This is a genomic window from Rhodobacterales bacterium HKCCA1288, assembly GCA_015693905.1.
In the GTDB taxonomy this organism is placed as follows: Bacteria; Pseudomonadota; Alphaproteobacteria; order Rhodobacterales; family Rhodobacteraceae; genus M30B80.
The window spans coordinates 155,784-175,471 of sequence record CP065161.1; the positions used below are offsets into that span (position 1 = coordinate 155,784).

Genomic DNA, 19,688 nt, shown 5'->3' on the forward strand with positions numbered 1-19,688 from the left:
GTTCCACTCATTCCAAATCCCCCGTGACCCCAAGGTAAGAGGTTTTGACTGTCGTGTAAAACTCTGCGGCATAGCGGCCTTGTTCGCGTGGCCCGTAGGAGGATGCCCCCCGCCCCCCGAAAGGCACATGGTAATCTGTGCCTGCGGTGGGAAGGTTCACCATCACGCAGCCCGCCCGCATATGCGCGCGGAAATGGGCGGCGCGGGCAAGGCTTTTGGTCATGATCCCTGCGGTGAGGCCAAATTCGCTGTCATTGGCAACGTCTAGCCCTTCGGCATAGCTGCCCACCTTAATCACCGATGTGATGGGGGCGAACATTTCTTCGCGGTTGATCCGCATATCATTGCGGGTCTTGGCGAAGACCGCAGGGCGCATGAAATAGCCTGTGGTATCCGCCTCAGCGCGGGTTCCGCCACATAAAAGCTCTGCCCCTTCGGATTGACCGAGGGCGATATAATCAAGATTGCTCTTAAGCTGGGCTTCGCTCACCACAGGGCCGATTTGCGTGGCGCTGTCTAGGGCGGGGCCAACCACGAGCTTATTTGTGGCCGCGACCAATTTTTCGACAAAAGCATCGTGGATTTTCTCATGCACGATCAAACGCGAGGCGGCGGTGCATTTTTGACCCGTGCCCCCGAAAGCCGCATTCACACTATGGGCCACAGCCAGATCAAGGTCGCAATCCTCCATCACGAGCATAGGGTTCTTTGATCCCATTTCCATTTGCAACTTGGTCATATTGGGAATGGCTGATGCGGCAATGGCGCGGCCCACAGGAACCGAGCCTGTAAAGCTGATGGCATCCACTGCGGCACTTTCCACCAAAGCCTGTCCAATCGTGCCCCCTGCGCCCATAACCAAGTTGAACAGGCCTTTGGGAATGTTTTGGCGAGCGATGATCTCGGTCAGCATCACGGCGCTTGCAGGGGTTAGGTTGGCAGGCTTCCAGATCACGGCATTGCCAAAGGCCAATGCAGGCGCGATTTTCCACGCGGGCGTTGCGATTGGAAAATTCCAGGGGCTGATGATCGCCACAACGCCTACAGGTTCGCGGCGCACATCCACCTCAATGCCGCCGCGCACGCTTTCGGCATGGTCGCCTTGATTGCGCAGCGCCTCTGCTGCGAAATAGGTAAAGAATTGGCCTGCGCGATAGGCCTCACCGCGACCTTCGGCGCGCGGTTTTCCCTCCTCGCGGGAAATCATCTCGCCCAGTTCATCGGCCCGTGCCATCATCTCTGTGCCAATGGCCATCAGCACATTGTGCCGCGCCTCAATGCCCATGGCCCACCATTCGGCCTGTGCACGCCGCGCCGCGGCCAAGCTTTCTGTCAAATCTTCATGGCTGGCTTGGGCGAAATGGCCAATCACATCGCTGGTGTCAGATGGGTTGATATTCGCAATCTGCGCCACGCCATCGCGCCACATACCATTGATGAAATTCTGACCCTGCATAAACCTGTCCCTTGTTACCGCGCATTCAGCCTAGACAGGGGGGTATACTTCAGGCAATCTCAAATTATTGAAATAAATTTCAAGAATCCTGAAATATGATCAAGTTAGAGATGTTGCGCGTGTTTTTGGCCGTGGCCGAAGAGGGGGCCTTGGCGCTTGCGGCGCAGAAATTGGGGCGCACGCCATCGGCCCTGTCGATGGCCCTATCACAGCTTGAGGCCCAAGTGGGCGCGCCCCTCTTTGAAACGGATCGCAAAAATCGCCTCACCCCTTTGGGACGTTTGGTGTTGGAGGAGGCGCGGCGCGCCACCAATTCCTATACCCGCAGTCTCGATGCCATAGCGCGCCATGCGCGATCTTTGGCGGGAACTGTGCGGGTCATGGCGGTGCCTTCTGCGACCATCACGCTTTTGCCGCGGGCGGTTTTGGCCTTTTCGCAGGCCCGCCCTGATGTGCGCCTTGATATTCGCGACAGCGACACCGCCAGTGTGATTGCACAAGTGGCGATGGGCGAGGTGGATATTGGGATAATCTCGCAATCCCCGCGTGCCAATGCCGCGCCATCCGTTGAGGCAGAGGTCATTTTGAGCGACCCTTTAGGGATTGTCGCGCGCCATGACGGGCGATTTGCACAGATGACCAAGGGGCGCGGCGTGCGGTGGCAAGATTTGATCCACGAGCCGCTGATTGCCAATCCGCTTTGCGATTTGGTGGATCACCCAAGCGTGACCGAAGGATTGCAAGATTGCCGCATTGAGGCGCGCAATACCACCGCACTTTTGGCCTTTGTGCGGGCGGGTATCGGGATTACGATTTTGCCCCAAACCGCGATGACCGAGGCCGACCCCGCGTTGCGCTTCTTTGCCCCAAATGATCCGCATAGCCGCCGTGAGCTGTGTAAAATAAGGAACCGCGCCGCCCATCTTAGCCCTGTGGCGCAGTCATTTTGGGACTTGCTTGCACCGCTTGCGTCAAGCCCTTAGCCTTTGACAAAACGACCACAGGGAGGGCGGCCATGGCGCAAGTGGCGATCAGCGAGATTGAAACCGTGACCAAAGCCGCGCTTATGGCCCATGGGGCAGGCGCATGGCAGGCGGGGGAGGTGGCCCGTGCCACTGCCCATTCCGAGGCGCATGGCAATGTGATTTGCGGCCTGCAATATGTCGAAAGCTATTGTGTGCAATTGGCCTCTGGGCGTGTTGATGGGCAGGTCATGCCTGTTGTCAGCCGTCCCAAGGCGGCTGCGATCTTGTCAGATGCAAAACTTGGTTTTGCCCAACCAGCCTTTGCCGCGGCCAAAGATCAATTCTGCGATCTTGTGGATGAAACAGGCGTGGCCATGCTGGCCGTGGCGCAAAGCCATACCTGCACCTCGCTTGGTTATTTTACCGAACAAATCGCGCAAGCGGGAAAGCTTTGCATCGGCTTTACCAACGCCTCGCCCGTGGTGGCAGCGCCAAATGGCAAGCGGCGCGTCATCGGCACCAACCCCATCGCCATGTCTGTGCCTGATGGGCAAGGGGGGCTGTCGGTGCATTTTGATTTCTCAACCTCGGCCGTGGCTTTGGGGAAAATCACCATGGCGAAATATGCAGGGGAGGAGATCCCATTGGGTTGGGCCGTAGATGCCGAAGGCCGCCCCACAACCGACCCCGAAGCGGCCTTGCAAGGTGCCTTGTTAAGTGCAGGTGGCTATAAAGGGTGGGGGTTTGGCATTATGGCCGAGGTCTTGGCGGCCGCGATGACGGGCTCGGTCAATTCGCTCGATGTGGGGGGGCTGAAATTGCCAGATGGCCCGCCGCATCGTTTGGGGCAATTCTATCTGGCCATGGATACGGGAACATTTAGCGATCAGTTTGGCGCGCGGATCACGCGACTGTTGGAGGCCGTGGCCGAAGATGAGGGTGCGCGTGTTCCGGGCCAAGGGCGGGTGCGGGAGACATCGGTGGATGTGCCTCAGGCCCTTTGGGATAAGATTACAGGATTGGCGGCCTAACGCGCCGCGAGACAGGAAGAGAACCCATGGATTTAACAGTTTACCTTTCGGGCGAGATTCACACGACATGGCGCGAGGAGATCATCGCCGCCTGTGCCGAAGCAGGCCTTTCGGTTCGCTTTACCGCGCCCGTGACCGATCATGCCGCCAGTGATGATTGCGGCGTGGCTATTTTGGGGGCTGAGGATCAGAAATTCTGGCATGATCACAAGGGCGCAAAGATCAATGCCATTCGCACCCGTAAGGCGATTGCAGATGCAGATATCGTGGTTGTGCGCTTTGGCGAGAAATACAAGCAATGGAATGCGGCCTTTGACGCGGGATATGCGGCGGCCTTGGGAAAGTCGCTGATTGTGATGCATGGGGCAGATCATCAACATGCGCTCAAAGAGGTTGATGCGGCGGCCCTTGCTGTAACCGAGACGCCCGCGCAGGTTGCAAAAATTCTAGCCTATGTGATTGACGGCACCCTTTAGGGGGTTATCTGCGCTTGGCAGTGCTGCGGGGCTTTCGTATGAAAGGGCCAAAGCGGCGCGCGTGCCGCGCATATCCCGTGACGGGGAGTGCGCATTTTCTGGAGGGACAAGATGGATTTCATGACGGCGGAATTCGCCATGGTGGCAGTGATGCTGCTTGCGGCGGGTGCAGTGACGGGCGTTCTCGCGGGGCTGTTCGGCGTGGGCGGCGGCGCATTGATTGTGCCTGTGCTTTACGAGGTCTTCGGCTTCTTGGGTCTCTCAGATGAGGTGCGGATGCCGTTGGCGGTTGGCACCTCATTGGCCATCATTATTCCCACCTCAATCCGCTCTTATATGGGCCACCGCGCCCGCGGGGCTGTGGACGAGGCGCTGTTGAAATCATGGGCGCTGCCCATTCTGGCAGGTGTGCTGATCGGCGCGGGTTTGGCCCGTTTTGCACCGCCATTCGTCTTTCAGATCGTTTTTGTCGTGGTGGCGGGGGCCAATGCGATCAAGATGATCTCTGGTGCAAAGAAATGGGATTTGGGCGCTGATTTGCCCACGGGGGCAGGGCTTTATTCCTATGGGGGTTTGATTGGCCTTTTGTCAGCCCTGATGGGGATTGGTGGGGGTCAGATTTCAAATATGATCATGACATTGCATGGCCGCCCCATTCATCAGGCGGTGGCCACATCGGCAGGGATTGGGGTTTTGATCTCGGTCCCCGGCGCGATTGGCTATATGATCGCGGGCCTCGGCCAAGAGGGGTTACCGATGGATGCCATCGGATATGTCTCGTTTTTGGGGATGATCCTATTTGTGCCAACCACTATTCTGACTGCGAATTTGGGGGTGAAATTGGCGCATAGCCTGTCGCGGCGGCATTTGGAATTGGCCTTTGGCCTCTTCCTGGCCTTGGTCTGTTTGCGCTTTGTCTACGCGATTGTAACGGGTTAGTCGGGTGCCACCAAGGGCAGCAGCAATGCAGCATAAAGACGCGTCTATCGGATAGGTCGCAGATCTCATGCCCCTTGGTGGCATTGAAAACGCTATCATATTCAATGAGTTGTGTATGAATGATTTCACTTGATAGGAAAATCCTATCTTGGTCTTTCGCATTTCATACATGGCTTGGCCAAAGGGACGAAAGCGGCGCAAATAGGCCATGAGAGGTCGCAGGGCGCGCATGATTTATAACAAAACCCCCGCAGCATAGAGGGCAATCGCGATCACGCATGGGGCCCTTGGCCATGGAAGATGTGTTTGACTACACTGTTGCACCTATTTTGGGGCGCCGTGCCGTGTTGGGCATGGTCGTGTTGCAATCCGATGAAACGCTAGAGCACGACCTGCGCCGTATCTTGCCGCAAGAGGATGTGGCCCTCTATATCAGCCGCGTTCCCAGTGCGGAAACGGTCAGTTCAGACAGTCTTGCCGCGATGGAGGGGCATCTAAGCGATGCCGCCGCCCTGATGCCGCCCCCTTTGGACTTTGATGTGTTGGGATATGGTTGCACCTCGGCGACATCGGTGATCGGGGCGGGGCGGGTGGCTGAATTGCTGCGCAAAGGATGCCCCGCGACCCATGTGACCGACCCGCTTTCGGCGCTCGTGGCGGCCTGCCGTCATATGGGGATCACGCGCTTGGCGTTTTTGTCACCCTATGTGCCCGAGGTCTCAAGCCGCCTGCGCGCCGCAGTTGCGGCACAAGGGGTAAAAAGCCCAGTGTTCGGAACCTTTAACGAGGCGCGCGAACATGCAGTTGCGCTCATCGATGGCCCGTCTGTCACCCGCGCGGCAACGGCGTTGCTGCACCGGGGTGGGGCCGAGGCGGTGTTTTTATCCTGCACGAATTTGCGCACCTTAGATGTCATTGATGCCATCGAGGCCGAGACAGGTGCCGTTGCCCTGTCGTCCAACCAAGTGATGGCATGGCATATGTGCCATCTCGCGGGGATTGCGCCCGCCTTGCGCGTTGGGCGCTTGATGGCCGAGCCTCTATTCGACCGAAGTGCCGAATAGGGTGATCGCCCCACCTAGGAGGGCCATCGCAAAAAAGAATAGGCGCTTTGGCCAATTGCCCGCGCCTGCCGCCGCAATCGCGGCTTGTAGCGCGTAATAAAAGGCAAAGGCGCGGGACGCGTAGCCGATGATGGAAAACACATCGCCCACCCATGTAAGGATCAGCGCGACTGCGCCCAAAATGACATAGCCTTGGCGCGCATCGATGCGGTCGCGGGTCAATTCTGCGAGCAGCCCGCCTGATCCGCCCGTATCGGCCAAAGCGGCGCTGAACTGGGCACTCAGCGCCGCAATCATCAAAAGCGGCGCAAGGATTGGGGCCAAACGGCCCATCATGTCGATAATGGCTGTTTCGCTGACGGCTTGCGGGTCGGGCGTAAAGATTAGGCTGAGGGGCAGAAGATAGGCCATATAGATCAGCGTGGCGATAAGCAGCGCCATATGCATGGCGCGGATCCGTAACGCGGGGTCATACTCCGCCCCCATATACCGCACCGTTTCGAAACCTTGCACGGTCACAATCAGCCCAAACACCAAAAACAGGGCTGCGGGGCCCGTTTCTGTCGCGGGGGTTAGGATCACACCCTGCCCATCGAGCATATCTGTGCCAAGCGCCAACCATAGCGCGCCAAGAAGCCCCGCAATCACCGCCAATTTGATCCCAACCGAGATTTGTTCGACCCGTTCAAGGGCATGAAAGCCGTGAGCAAGCCCCAAGATCACGATGAACCCGAGCGCGCCTGTGGTGATCCATCGCGCGGCATGCGGATCGGTCACGGGGGTCAGGCGGGCTGCAAAAGCGCCAAACAGATTTAGGTAATAGGCCACCGACACCATATAGGCAAACGCCAAGGCCCATGACGCGGCGCGATCTAGCCAGATCTCTATGGGCCTGCGTGATCCTTCAGCCAATCGCAGGATATTATGAGCAATGGCCCGACTAAACCCCCAAGCCAGCGCACATAAAACGGCCATTGCAAGCGCGGCATAGGCGCCAAATGCGTGGTGCAAAACGGGCCCAAGAACCAAAAACCCGCTGCCGATAATTGAGGCCAATGGGGTGATTGCGGCGCGCCAGAGTGTCGATTTTGCCAAGGGTGGCCAGATCAACAGACCCGCAACAGCCAAAGCAATGATCAATATAAGTGCCGTTTGCATGCGCCTAGGGCTAGCAGGCAGGTCTGGTCTGTGAAAGATAAAAAAACGCGCGCCCTTTTGGGGCGCGCGCCTGTCTTTGCTTAGCTGCGTGTTTTATGCGGCCGCGTCAAAGCGGTCTGCATTCATCACCTTTGTCCACGCAGCAGCGAAATCATGCACGAATTTCGCGGCATTATCGTCTTGTGCGTAAAGTTCAGCATAAGCGCGCAGGATTGAGTTGGAGCCAAAAACCAAATCCACACGGGTGGCTGTCCATTTTGTTTCGCCTGTTTTGCGAGACACGATGTTGTAGAGGTTCGGCCCTGCAGGTTCCCACTTATAGGCCATGTCGGTCAGCGCCGTGAAGAAATCGGTCGACAATGTGCCAACACGATCCGTAAACACCCCATGCGCGCTGCCGCCATGGTTGGTGCCAAGCACACGCATACCGCCAATCAATGCGGTCATTTGGGGCGCTGTCAGACCCAAAAGCTGCGCACGATCCAACATCAGCTCCTCTGGTTGCACGGTGTAATCCGCTTTCAACCAGTTGCGGAACGCGTCATGGACGGGCTCTAGCACTTCGAAGCTGTCAATATCGGTTTGCTCTTGGGTGGCGTCACCACGGCCTGGCGTGAAGGGCAGGGTGATCTCGACACCTGCGGCTTTGGCCGCCTGCTCGACACCGACATTACCCGCCAGAACGATCACATCCGCAAGGCTTGCGCCTGTTTCCGCGGCGATGGGTTCCAATGCGGCCAGCACCTTTTGCAGGCGGGCCGGCTCGTTGCCTTCCCAATCCTTTTGTGGGGCCAGACGAATGCGCGCGCCATTGGCACCGCCGCGCATATCAGACCCACGGAAGGTGCGCGCGCTGTCCCATGCGGTCGCGACCATCTCGGAGATGGAAAGGCCCGTTGCCGCGATTTTCGCCTTGACCGCTTCAACATCATAACTCGTGGAGCCCGCAGGGATCGGGTCTTGCCAGATCAGATCTTCGGCAGGCACATCTGGCCCGAAATAACGCGCCTTTGGCCCCATATCGCGGTGGGTCAGCTTGAACCATGCGCGGGCGAAGGTTTCTGAGAAATATTCAGGATCGGCATAGAACTTTTCCGAAATCTTGCGATATTCGGGATCCATCTTCATCGCCATATCCGCATCCGTCATGATCGGGTTGTAGCGGATAGATGGGTCTTCGACATCAACGGGCTTGTCCTCTTCCTTGATGTTTACAGGTTCCCATTGCCATGCCCCTGCGGGGGATTTCTTCAATTCCCAGTCATAGTTCAGCAGCAGATGGAAATAGCCGTTATCCCATTTCGTGGGGTGGGTTGTCCAAGCGCCCTCGATGCCCGAGGTGACAGTGTCGCGGCCCACGCCACGGGTGGTGTGGTTGTTCCAGCCAAGGCCCTGCTCATGCACATCGGCACCTTCAGGGTCAGCACCCAAATTGGCCGCATCGCCATTGCCATGCGCTTTGCCCACTGTATGGCCGCCTGCGGTCAGGGCCACTGTTTCTTCGTCATTCATCGCCATACGGGCAAAGGTCACGCGCACGTCATGCGCGGTGCGCAGCGGATCGGGCTGACCATTCACACCTTCTGGGTTCACATAGATGAGGCCCATTTGAACCGCCGCAAGCGGGTTTTCCAATGTCTCAGACCCGCGATCTTCGGCATAACGCTCAGACCCCAGCCAATCTTTTTCTGCGCCCCAATAGATGTCTTTTTCAGGATGCCAAATATCGGCGCGGCCAAAGGAGTAGCCAAAGGTTTTGAGGCCCATGGATTCATAAGCAATATTGCCTGCGAGGATAAACAAATCCGCCCAAGATACGGAATTTCCGTATTTTTTCTTGATTGGCCACAGCAGGCGGCGAGCTTTGTCGAGGTTGGTGTTGTCGGGCCAAGAGTTCAAAGGCGCGAAACGCTGGTTGCCAGTGCCGCCACCGCCGCGACCGTCAGCGGTGCGATAGCTGCCCGCCGCGTGCCATGCCATGCGGATCATCAAGCCACCATAATGGCCCCAATCTGCAGGCCACCAATCTTGGCTGTCGGTCATCAGCGCGTGCATGTCTTTCTTCAGCGCATCGATATCGAGCTTTTCCAATTCTTTGCGGTAATCGAAAGCCTCGCCCATCGGATCGGTCTTGCGATCATGTTGGTGCAAAATGTCGAGGTTCAACGCATTTGGCCACCAATCGGTAACAGTTGTGCCAAGCGCGGTTTGCGCGCCATGCATCACGGGGCATTTGCCAATGTTATTTCCATCCATGAGGGCAGTCTCCTTTTGGGTTGTCTCATGCAGGCCCCATCATCGGGGTGCGGTTCTCGGTGATCAGAGGGCCGTTGCACGGATTCGCATGCAAACGGCGCTTAGGCTTGTTTTAGCATCAGTGAGCGATTAGTTTAATTTTGATTTTCTGATGTGAGCGATCAGGTTTTGTTATGGCTAATATCACCTTGAAACAGTTGCGATATGCGGTGGCCGTGGCCGAGCATGGTCATTTTGGACATGCGGCCGCCGCATCCGCGATTTCGCAGCCCGCTTTGTCTATGCAAATTCAAGCCTTAGAGGATGGTTTGGGTCTGGCCCTGTTCGAGCGCGCCGCCCGCCATGTGCGACCCACGCCCTTTGGGGTTGGGTTCTTGGCGCGTGCGCAGCGAATATTGGCCGAGGTTGACGATTTGGGCGATAGCGCGCGTGCGGCGCGGGGCGATGATTTGGGGCGCCTGCGTCTTGGTGTGATCCCCACCATTGCGCCATATCTTTTGCCCCGTGTGGTGGGCTTGATGGGGCAGTATTACCCGCAGGCCAATTTGGCATTGCGCGAAACGATCACCCCGCGCTTGATCTCGGAATTGTCCGAAGGGCGGTTGGACGCGGCGATTGTGGCCCTGCCCATATCTGAGCCGAGCTTTGAGGAGGTGGAGGTGTTTCAAGAAGATTTCATTCTTGTGCGCCCGCCCGAAGATGCGGGCAAGCCTGTGCCCGATGCCAATTCCCTGCGCGAAATGAAACTGCTTTTGTTGGAGGAGGGGCATTGCTTCCGCGACCAAGCCCTGTCTTTTTGCGCACTTGGCGCAAATACCCCGCGCGAGGTGATGGATGGCTCATCACTGTCAACGCTTGTGCAGATGGTGGGGGCGGGGATTGGCGTGACGCTTATCCCTGAAATGGCTGTGCCTGTTGAGACGCGCTCTGCGAGCGTGGCCTTGGCGCGGTTTCGCACCCCTGCGCCTGCGCGCAAAATCGGGGTTATTTGGCGGCGCACAAGCCCGCTTTCCAATCAGTTGCGCAAATTGGCCAATGTGGTGCGCGAGGCGGCAGAAACGGGCGCGTCCGATGCCATGACAGGCGGGCTTATGCCCAAAATCGCGTAACCAAAAAGAAAAAGGCGGGCCAAAGCCCACCTTTTCCAATCCAAACTGGATGAGGCTTATGCCTTAGACCAGCGTGATATTTACGGCGCTTTCGCGGCCATCACGGCCTTTTTCCAGCTCGTAAGTCACTTTCTGGTTGTCGTTGAGGCCTTTGAGGCCAGAACGCTCAACACCAGAGATGTGAACGAATACGTCTTTGCCGCCTTCATCAGGTGCGATGAAGCCGAAACCTTTGGTTGCATTGAACCATTTCACGGTGCCATTGGCCATTTCCGTGTCTCCTGTCATTATGCTGCCCACACCATGTGGCAGCTTGGCAATCGTCATGCGAGATAGGCTGCACTGTTGCCTTTAAAGAGGGACAGAAGAGCGATATCAGATAACTAGCGCGGCCCGTGTCGCATGAAATGGGCTTCGCGTAAAGATAAATCGTTGGGGGTAAAAGATGCTGTTCAAATTGTTCATATCGGTTGCAACGCTTTTTGGCATCGTAATTTTTGCGGCGGTGGCCTTTCGCGTGATGCCAATGGATGCCGCGCGCTATCATATTCGCCCCGCTTTGGCTGTGCCGCCATCAACCCCCAATTTCGCCCTGATGGTGGGGGATGAGGCCTTGGTGTTGCCGCGCAATCTGGCGGATGTGGCGGCAGATGTCGCACTGAAGGCCGCCAGCGATGGCGCCGTTCTGTTGGCAGGCCAACCAGAGGATGGCTTTGTCACCTATGTCTATCGCAGCCGTTTGATGGGCTTTCCTGACGCGCTCAGCCTAACGCTTGATCCCACTGATGAGGGGGGGACGCGGGTTCAGATCTTCTCGCGGTCGCGCTTTGGTTATAGTGATTTGGGGGTGAATGCGGCACGCGTGGCCGATTGGGTCGCTGCGTTGCAGGCCGCGCGCTGATCAATCAGGCTTGACGCGCCCGCGCCGCTTCGCCAAACCCTGCCTATGTTGCCAGCAGAACCCCTTCGCCAAATTGTCGAGCGCTTCGAGTATCTCGAGGCGCAATTAAACGCAGGCCCCGCCGCTGATGCGATTGCCGCAATCAGTCGCGAATATGCGCAGCTGAAACCTGTGGTCACGCAGATTGACGAATATCAGCAGATCAAATCTGACCTTCAGGGGGCCGAGGCGATGTTGGCCGATCCTGAGATGCGCGCCTTGGCTGAAGAAGAATTGGCACGGCTGAAAATCGCGCTGCCTGAGGTTGAATATGCCTTGCGCATTGCGCTTTTGCCCAAAGATGCGGCCGATGCCCGCCCTGCCATTCTTGAAATTCGTCCAGGAACGGGCGGCGATGAGGCGGCCCTTTTTGCGGGTGATTTGCTGCGGATGTATCAACGCTACGCCGAAGTGCGGGGGTGGCAATTTGAATTGATCGAGCAGCAGCTCTCCGAGCTTGGCGGTGTGCGTGAAGTGACCGCACGGATCGTGGGCGAGGGTGTTTTTGCACGAATGAAATACGAGTCTGGCGTTCATCGCGTGCAGCGGGTGCCAGAAACGGAATCAGGCGGGCGTATCCATACATCCGCCGCGACTGTGGCTGTTCTGCCCGAGGCCGAAGATGTTGATATCGATATCCCCGCAACCGATATCCGTATTGATACAATGCGCGCCTCAGGCGCGGGTGGTCAGCATGTGAACACCACCGACAGCGCCGTGCGCATCACCCATTTGCCCACGGGGATCATCGTCACCTCATCGGAGAAGTCACAACACCGCAACCGCGAGATTGCAATGCAGGTCTTGCGCGCGCGGCTTTATGATCTGGAACGGCAAAAGGCCGATGATGCCCGCGCCGCTTCGCGCAAAAGTCAGGTGGGAACGGGCGATCGTTCCGAGCGTATCCGCACCTATAATTTCCCCCAAGGGCGCATGACAGATCATCGGATCAATCTGACCTTGTATAAGTTGGATCAGGTCTTGTCGGGTGATTTGGACGAGATCATTGACGCGCTGACCGCCCATGATCAAGCCGCCCTATTGGCTGAGATGGACGGGTGAGCGCGCGCTATCGGGATCTTTACGCCGCCGCGCGCGTGCGTTTGTCTTTGCGCTTGCCCCGAGATGAGGCTGAGCGCGATGCACGCCTTTTATTGGCGCATGCCGCAGGCCTGTCAGCGGCGGGGTTGTCAGCCTGTCTCAATGATCTGGCCGCCCAAAATCACATCACTGATTTTGAGGCAGTGGTGGAGGCCCGCCTTGCTGGACAATCTGTGGCCCATATCATCGGGAAATCTGCATTCATGGGATTGGATTTCGTGGTTGGGGCAGGGGATTTGGCCCCGCGGCCTGACACGGAAACCTTGGTAGAGGCTGCACTCGCGCATGGCTTTACGCGCTTGCTTGATCTGGGCACAGGCACAGGGGTGATTGCAATCAGCCTGCTTGCCGCGCGGCCAGAGGCGCAAGGGGTTGCAACCGATTTGGACGAGGGCGCATTGGCCCGCGCGCGACAAAATGCAAAGACCCATGGCGTGGCGGGGCGGTTGCAGTTTTTCACAGGCCCATGGTTCGCGGCGCTGCCAGAGCCCGCGATATTTGATCTGATCCTATCCAATCCGCCCTATATTGATCAGGCAACTTATGCATGTCTACCCGAAGAGCTGCGCTTGCATGAGCGCGCTGCGGCGCTGACCGATGGTCATGATGGGCTGAGCGCATATCGCGTGATCGCGGCGGAGGCAGGCGCCTATCTTGCGCGCGATGGGGCGGTCATGGTCGAAATCGGCTATGATCAAGGCGAAACGGTGCCGCAAATCTTTGCTCAAGCAGGGTTTCGGTCTGTGCGCGTCATCCATGACTTGGCAGGCAAGCCGCGTGTTGTGGTGGCGCAAGCGATGCGTTCCTAGGCGAAAAAGCTGATAATTTCACCGTTTTTGCAACTTTCCGCTTGTAAGCGCCCCTCAGCCATGGCAAGCGGAGGTCACGGGAGAGGAATTATTAAGACATTCCCCCGAAATAACAGCCACGATATTCTGGACAAAGGCACAGATTGCACAGGCTGATCGTGGATATTGGCACGGACTTGGCACTAGGCCGCCTGACACCCTGCCGTGGATGGCTTCAACACTGGACTATATAAGAACAATGAGATCATCAAAGAACCGCTCGCGGTCAAAGGGCAATCGCAACCGCTCTGTTGGCAATATCATCAATCGGGTGTTTGACAGCTCTGGCCCAGAGGGCAAGGTGCGCGGCACACCGCAGCAGATCATCGACAAATATCAGCAATTGGCCCGTGATGCGCAGTTGAGCAATGACCGCGTGGCCGCTGAGAATTTCTTGCAGCACTCCGAGCACTATTCCCGCCTCCTAAGCGAGGCGCAGCGCGAGATGGACGCGCGCCGCGAAGAGCAGCAAAGCAATAATGGCGGCCAGAATGGCCATGATCGCCGTGGGTATTCGAACGAGGACGAGGCCGAGACTTCGCAGGATGCAGGCCAAGAGGTCGTGCCCAGTGAGACGGATGGTTTGGCGATTGCCGCCGATGGCGATGGGGAAGAGGCCAGCACCTTGGTCGACACGCCCGAAAGCAAACCTCGCGCGAAACGCGCGCCGCGTGGCCCCCGCCGCCCGCGCAAATCTGACGAGGCGGGCAGCGATGCCGCCCCAATGGTTGCAGCCCCAAGCGAGGCGCAAGGCGAATAATCGCGCCTGACCTTGTCGCATGACATTGCCCCCGTGCCATCCTTGGCGCGGGGGTTTTTCTTGCCTTAATCGGCTGCGACAGCGCGGGCGAGGGCGCAAAACCCCTCAAGGCTGACTGTTTCTGCGCGGTCAGTCGGGCGCAGCCCTGCGGCCAAGATGCGATCCTCAATATCAGGGCAAAGCCCCTTCAGCGCGGCGCGCAGCATTTTGCGGCGTTGATTAAAGGCTTTAGCAACCACGCGCTCCAGCACCTTTTGATCGGCGGGAAATTTCGGTGCCTCAAGTGCTGTTAAATGCACCACCGCAGAGCTGACCTTTGGGGGTGGGGTGAAGGCCTCGGGCGGCAGGTTCAGCGCAATCCGCGCCTCACAGCGCCATTGCGCCAAGACGGCCAAGCGGCCATAGGCCTTGCTGCCCTCGCGTGCCACAATACGTTCGGCCACTTCGCGTTGGAACATCAAGGTCAGGCTTGACCATTGTGGCGGCCAAACAGGCGGGATCAGCCAACGGATGAGCAATTCGGTGCCCACATTATAGGGCAGATTGGCGATGATACGGATCGGCGGTTTCAGATGCGCCGCCCAATCCACGGCCAAAGCATCCTCATTGAGAACGCTCAGGCGGTCGGGATAGGCGGCGGCGATTTCTGCCAACGCAGGAAGGCAACGCGCGTCTTTTTCAATCGCCACAACGCGCCGCGCCCCTTCGGCCAAAAGGCCACGGGTCAAACCACCAGGGCCAGGGCCGATTTCCAGAACATCACATTCGCTTAAATCCCCTGCAATGCGGGCGATTTTTGCGGTCAGATTCAGATCAAGCAGGAAATTCTGCCCCAAGGATTTCTTGGCGCGCAGATCATGGGTTGCGATCACCTCGCGCAGGGGGGGGAGGGTATCAATCATGCCGCGCGCACCTGTGCCATTTGATCCGCCATGCGCAACGCGGCGACCAAGCTTGTGGCATCTGCGCGGCCCGTGCCCGCGATGTCAAAGGCCGTGCCATGATCGGGCGAGGTGCGGATAAAGGGCAGGCCAAGCGTCACATTCACCCCGCCTGAGAAATCAAGCGTCTTGATCGGGATCAGCGCCTGATCATGATAGGCGCAGATGGCCACATCATACCGCGCGCGCGCCGCAGGGTGGAACATCGTATCTGCGGAGAGCGGCCCCGCGATCTGATAACCTTCGCCGCGCAGCCCCTCCAGACAGGGGATCATCCATGCGATTTCCTCGCGCCCCATGGCGCCATTTTCGCCCGCATGGGGGTTCAGGCCCGCCACGGCAAAACGTGGGGACTGCAGACCGAAATCACGCTGCATTGCGTCCGAGGTCACGCGGATCACATCGCGCAATAGATCGGGGGTATAGGCCGCAGGAACCGCGCTGAGGGGGATGTGGATGGTGGCAGGCACAACGCGTAATTCTGCGCAGGCCAACATCATCACCACCTTCACCCCGCCCGCCAAGGCCGCGAGATATTCGGTATGGCCTGGATAGGCAAAACCCGCGCCTTGTTGCAGGGCGTGTTTATGGATGGGCAGGGTGCAAATTGCGCGCGCCGCACCCGATTGGGCAAGCTCTACCGCCTCCGCGATTGCGTCAATAACCCCTTGCGCATGGGCGGCTTGGGGGTGGCCTGCCACACGGGCGGGGCCAAAGTCGCGATGCAGAACTGGCAACCCATCGCCAAAGGCCGCAAAGGCGGCACTTGCCTGGGATATTTTGACAATAGGTGCGCCATGCCCGTTGAAATGATCCGCATCCCCAATGACAAAAAAAGGAACCGCGCCCCGCAATTCATGCCACGCTTTCGCGGCAATCTCGGGGCCAATCCCCGCAGGCTCCCCACTGCTGAGCGCAATGGGGCCGGTCGTGCCCGCACCCATGGGATCAGTCCAAATCACGGATGATGGCGTCCGCGCGCAATTCCTCAAGATAGCCAGAGGCATAAGTCTCAAGGCGCTGCGAGAACAAGGCTTGGCGAATTTCCTCACGCGCGCCATCTTCAAGCTCGACTGTGCGATTGCAAAGCCAAACCATCAGAAGGTCGGCGCCATTGTTGCGGCGCAGGGCGGTCGAGCTTTCATTCGGGTCAAGCTTAGCAAGCTCTGCCGCAATATCTGCGGGCACTTCGGCGCGCGGGGCGCTGATCCGTTCAAACTGACCTTCTAGAGTGCCGTAAAGATCATCGCAGCGGTCATTTTGCGCGGCGATCTCAGCGGCGCGCGCGGCGGCATCTGGCCCTGAAAGCAGAATGGTCGCGTAATCATAACTGCTCGGCGTTGGGAATTGATATCCCGCCTCTTCAAAGCCCAGCATTTGAAAAATCCCAATCCCAGGCCCCAAAGGGACGGGTTCGGTGACGTCACCAACATCCAAGGTGATCAACATGGCACTCAGGCCTTGGGGCAGAGATGACAGGGGACGCCAATCCAACGCACCACCATCCACCGCGGTGGGGGCGGCTGAACGGGCGCGGGCGGCATCGGCAAAAGCCGTCAGATTTCCATCCACATCTTCGGCAATCGCCAGCAATTCCGCGCGCAGCGTGTCAATATCGTTGCCTTCAATCGGCAGGATCAATTCCGCCAAACGAATTTGCGCCCCGCCCCCGCTGGAGCCGAGCGCAAGTGCGCGGTCAATCTCGGCCTCAGAGACTTGGGCGCGTGCCCCAAACCGACTGCGCAATATCTCGCGCCACAAAAGGCCTGCATTGATAAAATCGCGCAGGGTCTCATAGGTGACCCCCTCGTTCTCAAGCGCATCAATCAACCCTTGGCCGTCCAAATTCGCGCGGGCGGCAAATTCGTCAATTCCGATCATCAACTGGTCTTGGGTGATTGTGATCCCCGCTGCTTGGGCAGCGGCCATTTGCAGGCGTTCCTCCACCAAAACCTCGCGCGCGCGGGCCTGTAGGTCACCTGGTGCATTCAAGATGCCCAAAAATGTGGCGCGTTGATCCACCTCATATTGCGTGATCACGGTATCATTAACCGCAATCACAGGCGTGAAATCGAGCGATTGCGCGCGCATTTGTGCAGGGGTAAGCGCCAAGGCGCATCCCATGATCACACCAAAACACAGGTTGCGCGCGGCGCGCGCGCCCAAGAATTTACCCAAGATTGGGGAAGATACGTGATGTGAACTCATCTTGTCCTTCTTCGGTCACTCTTGCGAGGGGCGGCGTCAGAGCGCCCGTTGATATTTGTGCCAAGCCTACAAGAGGCGAGCAAGCGAAGCGAGGGGAAATTCATGCCCCCCTCATGTCTTGGGCCGATCCATCACTGTCTTAGCCATCTTCCATATGCAAAATCACCCCAAGCGCCAAAAGCGACCCCGCAAGGGGCGGTGTCCATGCAACGATAAAGGCGGAAAGCTGACCATTCTCACCCAAAACTTGGGCAAAGCTGCGCAGAAAATAGAGGCCAAAGCCCAACAAAATCGCGGCGAGCACTAAAGGCCCCGTGCGGCCAAAACGGGTGTGACGCATCGTAAGGCTTGCACCGATCAAGACCATGCTCATCAGCATCAAGGGGTTTGCCAACTGCATCTGGAACCAGACCCGATGCGACAGGCCCGCAAATCCCGCATCCTGCAACTGCGTAATGAAATCGGGAAGGGCGTAGATCGAGATATTGCTCGGATCCCCAAAGGAATCGAGAATTTGTTCCCGCGTCAGCGTTGAAGGAACGGCATAGCTTTCAAAACTTTCTGCACTGGCCTCGGGGTTGGTTTGGGTTAAGTCCCAGATCTTGGCGCGGGTAAGATCCCATGATTGCAGTCCAAGGCGCGCTTCATCGGCGTCAATGCGCTGTTCAATTCGGCCAAATGTATCGAAATTATAGAAGGTGACGTCAAATAACTGCGTGCCATCGCTATTGGCGCGCAGCGCGTTGATGACGGTTTGCTGATCGCGCGTGCCTTGGCGCAGCCAAAGCCCTTCTTGCGTGATGGCCAAGGTGCGTTCCTGTGCGCCACGCACCTGTGCCAACTTACGCTCATGCGCGATCTGTGTGTCGGCCACGATTGGGTTGATCACCAAAAGACCGATGATCCCGATGAGGGCGGCCACGCCAATTGGGGCCATCGTGGCCCGCAAAGCCGAGCGCCCCGATGCCCGCACCACCACCAATTCCGAACTGCGTGCCAGTGACAAGAAAAAGACCAAGGTCGCCAGCATGACAACCAGTGGAAAGAGGGAATAAAGCGCTGACGGCATATTGAGCAGCGCAAGCGTGAGCGCATCGCCCAAATCCCCGCCGTTGAGCGCGATTTTTCGCATCTGTTCGGTCAAATCCACGACCATGTGGATCACCGCAAAGATCGCCAACACGGTGAGGAAGTTTTTGAAATAGCGCTGCGCGAGGTAAAGTTGCAGGATCATGCGCCGCCCTCAACCAGATCAGGCTGCCGCATCGGGCGCCAATGTGCGGTTTTATATACCGCCAACAGCACCGCCCCGAACACCACGGCGCAGAGCAGTGGCTGCACATAGGCCAATGGTGCCAAATGCGGCGCGTTGGTCACCTGAGCGCTCAAAAGGTTCTTGCTCATCTGCAACGGGATCACCAACCCTACGGCCAGCATGATCTGCGCCCATAACCCAAGCCGCGAAAAATTGCGCAGCATCAGGCAACTGGCCGCAATCAAAGGCACAAAAAACGCGAACATCGCCTGCGCGAAACGATAATGCAGTTCCCATTTGATACGATCTAGGGGAATGCCCGCGCGGTTGGCAAGATCTTGATCCGCCGCAATCAGCGCAGGCGTGGACATCGCGCGCTCGTTCTCGGGCAGAACTTCGCCCTCTTCGTCACTGCCTGATGCAGTCGGGCTTTGTGCCTGTGTGATATCATAGTTCAATCGCTCAAAGCTGAGATTGCTCAGGCGGTTTGTGACCCGATCCAAGGTGATACTGCGCCCTGATACCAAGATCATCCGCGCGTTTTCCGCATCGCGCAAAAGATACCCGCGATCCGCGCGATAGGTCACTTCGCGGGTCTCGCTGCGGCGGTCATGAATGAACAGACCCTGCAACTCACCTTCGGGTGAAATATCGCTGATGTAAATCGTGATGCCCGAGATCGGGGATTGGAACACGCCCGCGCGCAGCAACTGCGCGACCAGATCATTGCCCAAGATGTTTGATCTTTCGCGAAATTGTGCTTCGGCCTGCGGGGCCAAACCATTGCTAAGGCCCGCAACCAAAAACGCCATAATCGCCCCGAAATAGAAAACGGGCCGTAACAGGCGCAGCGGCGAGATGCCGGCGGTCTGCAAAATCACCAATTCACTATCGGTGATCAGGCGGTTGAACACATAAAGGGTCGCCACAAACCCCGCCACCGGCAGCACCATCATGATAATCGGCGGCAGCGCCAATGTGGTCAGTTCGAGGAAGGCCAAAATGGTTTGGCCGTCCGAGATCAATTGATCGAACAAATCAACCCCTTGGTTGATCCAATAAACGGACACCAAAACAAGCGCGAAGAAGCCAAAGAAACTGAGGCACATGAGCAAGATATAACGATCATATCGTGTCAAATTGGCAGCCTTTGTAAATTTGGCCCCATATCTTTGGGGTGC

19 protein-coding genes are annotated in these 19,688 nt (G+C 57.8%); 10 read left to right on the forward strand and 9 right to left on the reverse strand.

Annotated features, from left to right (window positions below; genetic code table 11):
* Positions 1–7 precede the first annotated feature (7 nt).
* A complete protein-coding gene (locus I3V23_00795; protein QPI85589.1) occupies positions 8–1,456 on the reverse strand; it encodes an aldehyde dehydrogenase family protein in 1,449 nt (482 codons plus the stop codon).
* Between the two features lie 95 nt (positions 1,457–1,551).
* Here I3V23_00795 and I3V23_00800 point away from each other — a divergent pair, with 95 nt between their 5' ends.
* The 5 genes from I3V23_00800 (at position 1,552) to I3V23_00820 (ending at position 5,931) form a co-directional block, all read left to right on the forward strand.
* A complete protein-coding gene (locus I3V23_00800; protein QPI85590.1) occupies positions 1,552–2,439 on the forward strand; it encodes a LysR family transcriptional regulator in 888 nt (295 codons plus the stop codon).
* A gap of 32 nt (positions 2,440–2,471) precedes the next feature.
* The gene (locus tag I3V23_00805; protein ID QPI85591.1) at positions 2,472–3,452 is read left to right on the forward strand and encodes an Ldh family oxidoreductase; all 981 of its coding nucleotides are present in this window, start codon (positions 2,472–2,474) and stop codon (positions 3,450–3,452) included.
* 26 nt (positions 3,453–3,478) lie between these two features.
* Entirely contained in the window at positions 3,479–3,928 is a 450-nt protein-coding gene (locus I3V23_00810) for a YtoQ family protein (protein QPI85592.1), read from the forward strand.
* A 111-nt stretch (positions 3,929–4,039) separates the two neighbouring features.
* Positions 4,040–4,867: a sulfite exporter TauE/SafE family protein gene (locus I3V23_00815; protein QPI85593.1), complete on the forward strand. Its 828-nt coding sequence runs from the start codon at positions 4,040–4,042 to the stop codon at positions 4,865–4,867.
* Between the two features lie 293 nt (positions 4,868–5,160).
* The gene (locus I3V23_00820) at positions 5,161–5,931 is read left to right on the forward strand and encodes an aspartate/glutamate racemase family protein (GenBank protein QPI85594.1); all 771 of its coding nucleotides are present in this window, start codon (positions 5,161–5,163) and stop codon (positions 5,929–5,931) included.
* On the opposite strand, the gene I3V23_00825 is transcribed toward I3V23_00820, so the two are convergent.
* A complete protein-coding gene (locus I3V23_00825; GenBank protein ID QPI85595.1) occupies positions 5,908–7,089 on the reverse strand; it encodes a hypothetical protein in 1,182 nt (393 codons plus the stop codon). The genes I3V23_00820 and I3V23_00825 overlap by 24 nt on opposite strands.
* A 93-nt stretch (positions 7,090–7,182) precedes the next feature.
* Positions 7,183–9,345, reverse strand: a complete 2,163-nt coding sequence (katG, locus tag I3V23_00830; GenBank protein QPI85596.1) for a catalase/peroxidase HPI — start codon at positions 9,343–9,345, stop codon at positions 7,183–7,185.
* A 173-nt stretch (positions 9,346–9,518) separates the two neighbouring features.
* Between katG and I3V23_00835 the strand changes: the two genes are divergently transcribed.
* A complete protein-coding gene (locus tag I3V23_00835; protein ID QPI85597.1) occupies positions 9,519–10,454 on the forward strand; it encodes a LysR family transcriptional regulator in 936 nt (311 codons plus the stop codon).
* Positions 10,455–10,517: 63 nt separating this feature from the next.
* Here I3V23_00835 and I3V23_00840 read toward each other — a convergent pair whose 3' ends face one another.
* Positions 10,518–10,724 carry a cold-shock protein gene (locus tag I3V23_00840; GenBank protein QPI86615.1) on the reverse strand — a complete coding sequence of 69 codons (207 nt, stop codon included), beginning with the start codon at positions 10,722–10,724 and terminating at the stop codon, positions 10,518–10,520.
* Between the two features lie 175 nt (positions 10,725–10,899).
* Between I3V23_00840 and I3V23_00845 the strand changes: the two genes are divergently transcribed.
* The 4 genes from I3V23_00845 (at position 10,900) to I3V23_00860 (ending at position 14,103) form a co-directional block, all read left to right on the forward strand.
* On the forward strand, positions 10,900–11,355 hold the full coding sequence (locus I3V23_00845) for a DUF1499 domain-containing protein (GenBank protein ID QPI85598.1): 456 nt from the start codon (positions 10,900–10,902) through the stop codon (positions 11,353–11,355).
* Positions 11,356–11,400: 45 nt separating this feature from the next.
* Complete coding sequence (prfA, locus tag I3V23_00850) at positions 11,401–12,456, forward strand: peptide chain release factor 1 (GenBank protein QPI85599.1); 1,056 nt, start codon at positions 11,401–11,403, stop codon at positions 12,454–12,456.
* Positions 12,457–12,491: 35 nt separating this feature from the next.
* On the forward strand, positions 12,492–13,304 hold the full coding sequence (prmC, locus tag I3V23_00855) for a peptide chain release factor N(5)-glutamine methyltransferase (protein QPI86616.1): 813 nt from the start codon (positions 12,492–12,494) through the stop codon (positions 13,302–13,304).
* 238 nt (positions 13,305–13,542) lie between these two features.
* On the forward strand, positions 13,543–14,103 hold the full coding sequence (locus tag I3V23_00860; protein QPI85600.1) for a DUF4167 domain-containing protein: 561 nt from the start codon (positions 13,543–13,545) through the stop codon (positions 14,101–14,103).
* Between the two features lie 65 nt (positions 14,104–14,168).
* Here the strand turns inward: I3V23_00860 and rsmA are convergent, their stop codons facing one another.
* From rsmA to lptF, 5 genes are all read right to left on the reverse strand, one after another.
* Complete coding sequence (rsmA, locus tag I3V23_00865; protein QPI85601.1) at positions 14,169–15,005, reverse strand: 16S rRNA (adenine(1518)-N(6)/adenine(1519)-N(6))-dimethyltransferase RsmA; 837 nt, start codon at positions 15,003–15,005, stop codon at positions 14,169–14,171.
* Entirely contained in the window at positions 15,002–15,988 is a 987-nt protein-coding gene (gene pdxA, locus I3V23_00870) for a 4-hydroxythreonine-4-phosphate dehydrogenase PdxA (protein QPI85602.1), read from the reverse strand. The genes rsmA and pdxA overlap by 4 nt, the downstream gene beginning before the upstream one ends.
* Positions 15,989–15,992: 4 nt before the next feature.
* Positions 15,993–17,252: a peptidylprolyl isomerase gene (locus I3V23_00875; GenBank protein ID QPI85603.1), complete on the reverse strand. Its 1,260-nt coding sequence runs from the start codon at positions 17,250–17,252 to the stop codon at positions 15,993–15,995.
* A gap of 139 nt (positions 17,253–17,391) precedes the next feature.
* A complete protein-coding gene (gene lptG / locus I3V23_00880; protein QPI85604.1) occupies positions 17,392–18,486 on the reverse strand; it encodes an LPS export ABC transporter permease LptG in 1,095 nt (364 codons plus the stop codon).
* Positions 18,483–19,646 carry an LPS export ABC transporter permease LptF gene (lptF, locus tag I3V23_00885; GenBank protein QPI85605.1) on the reverse strand — a complete coding sequence of 388 codons (1,164 nt, stop codon included), beginning with the start codon at positions 19,644–19,646 and terminating at the stop codon, positions 18,483–18,485. The genes lptG and lptF overlap by 4 nt, the downstream gene beginning before the upstream one ends.
* Positions 19,647–19,688 lie beyond the last annotated feature (42 nt).

Excerpts from the sequence above, each read along its gene's own strand:
- I3V23_00795 (QPI85589.1), bottom strand. The coding sequence starts at position 1,456 with ATGCAGGGTCAGAATTTCATCAATGGTATGTGGCGCGATGGCGTGGCG.
- I3V23_00800 (QPI85590.1), top strand. The coding sequence starts at position 1,552 with ATGATCAAGTTAGAGATGTTGCGCGTGTTTTTGGCCGTGGCCGAAGAG.
- I3V23_00805 (QPI85591.1), top strand. The coding sequence starts at position 2,472 with ATGGCGCAAGTGGCGATCAGCGAGATTGAAACCGTGACCAAAGCCGCG.
- I3V23_00810 (QPI85592.1), top strand. The coding sequence starts at position 3,479 with ATGGATTTAACAGTTTACCTTTCGGGCGAGATTCACACGACATGGCGC.
- I3V23_00815 (QPI85593.1), top strand. The coding sequence starts at position 4,040 with ATGGATTTCATGACGGCGGAATTCGCCATGGTGGCAGTGATGCTGCTT.
- I3V23_00820 (QPI85594.1), top strand. The coding sequence starts at position 5,161 with ATGGAAGATGTGTTTGACTACACTGTTGCACCTATTTTGGGGCGCCGT.
- I3V23_00825 (QPI85595.1), bottom strand. The coding sequence starts at position 7,089 with ATGCAAACGGCACTTATATTGATCATTGCTTTGGCTGTTGCGGGTCTG.
- katG (QPI85596.1), bottom strand. The coding sequence starts at position 9,345 with ATGGATGGAAATAACATTGGCAAATGCCCCGTGATGCATGGCGCGCAA.
- I3V23_00835 (QPI85597.1), top strand. The coding sequence starts at position 9,519 with ATGGCTAATATCACCTTGAAACAGTTGCGATATGCGGTGGCCGTGGCC.
- I3V23_00840 (QPI86615.1), bottom strand. The coding sequence starts at position 10,724 with ATGGCCAATGGCACCGTGAAATGGTTCAATGCAACCAAAGGTTTCGGC.
- I3V23_00845 (QPI85598.1), top strand. The coding sequence starts at position 10,900 with ATGCTGTTCAAATTGTTCATATCGGTTGCAACGCTTTTTGGCATCGTA.
- prfA (QPI85599.1), top strand. The coding sequence starts at position 11,401 with ATGTTGCCAGCAGAACCCCTTCGCCAAATTGTCGAGCGCTTCGAGTAT.
- I3V23_00860 (QPI85600.1), top strand. The coding sequence starts at position 13,543 with ATGAGATCATCAAAGAACCGCTCGCGGTCAAAGGGCAATCGCAACCGC.
- rsmA (QPI85601.1), bottom strand. The coding sequence starts at position 15,005 with ATGATTGATACCCTCCCCCCCCTGCGCGAGGTGATCGCAACCCATGAT.
- pdxA (QPI85602.1), bottom strand. The coding sequence starts at position 15,988 with ATGGGTGCGGGCACGACCGGCCCCATTGCGCTCAGCAGTGGGGAGCCT.
- I3V23_00875 (QPI85603.1), bottom strand. The coding sequence starts at position 17,252 with ATGAGTTCACATCACGTATCTTCCCCAATCTTGGGTAAATTCTTGGGC.
- lptG (QPI85604.1), bottom strand. The coding sequence starts at position 18,486 with ATGATCCTGCAACTTTACCTCGCGCAGCGCTATTTCAAAAACTTCCTC.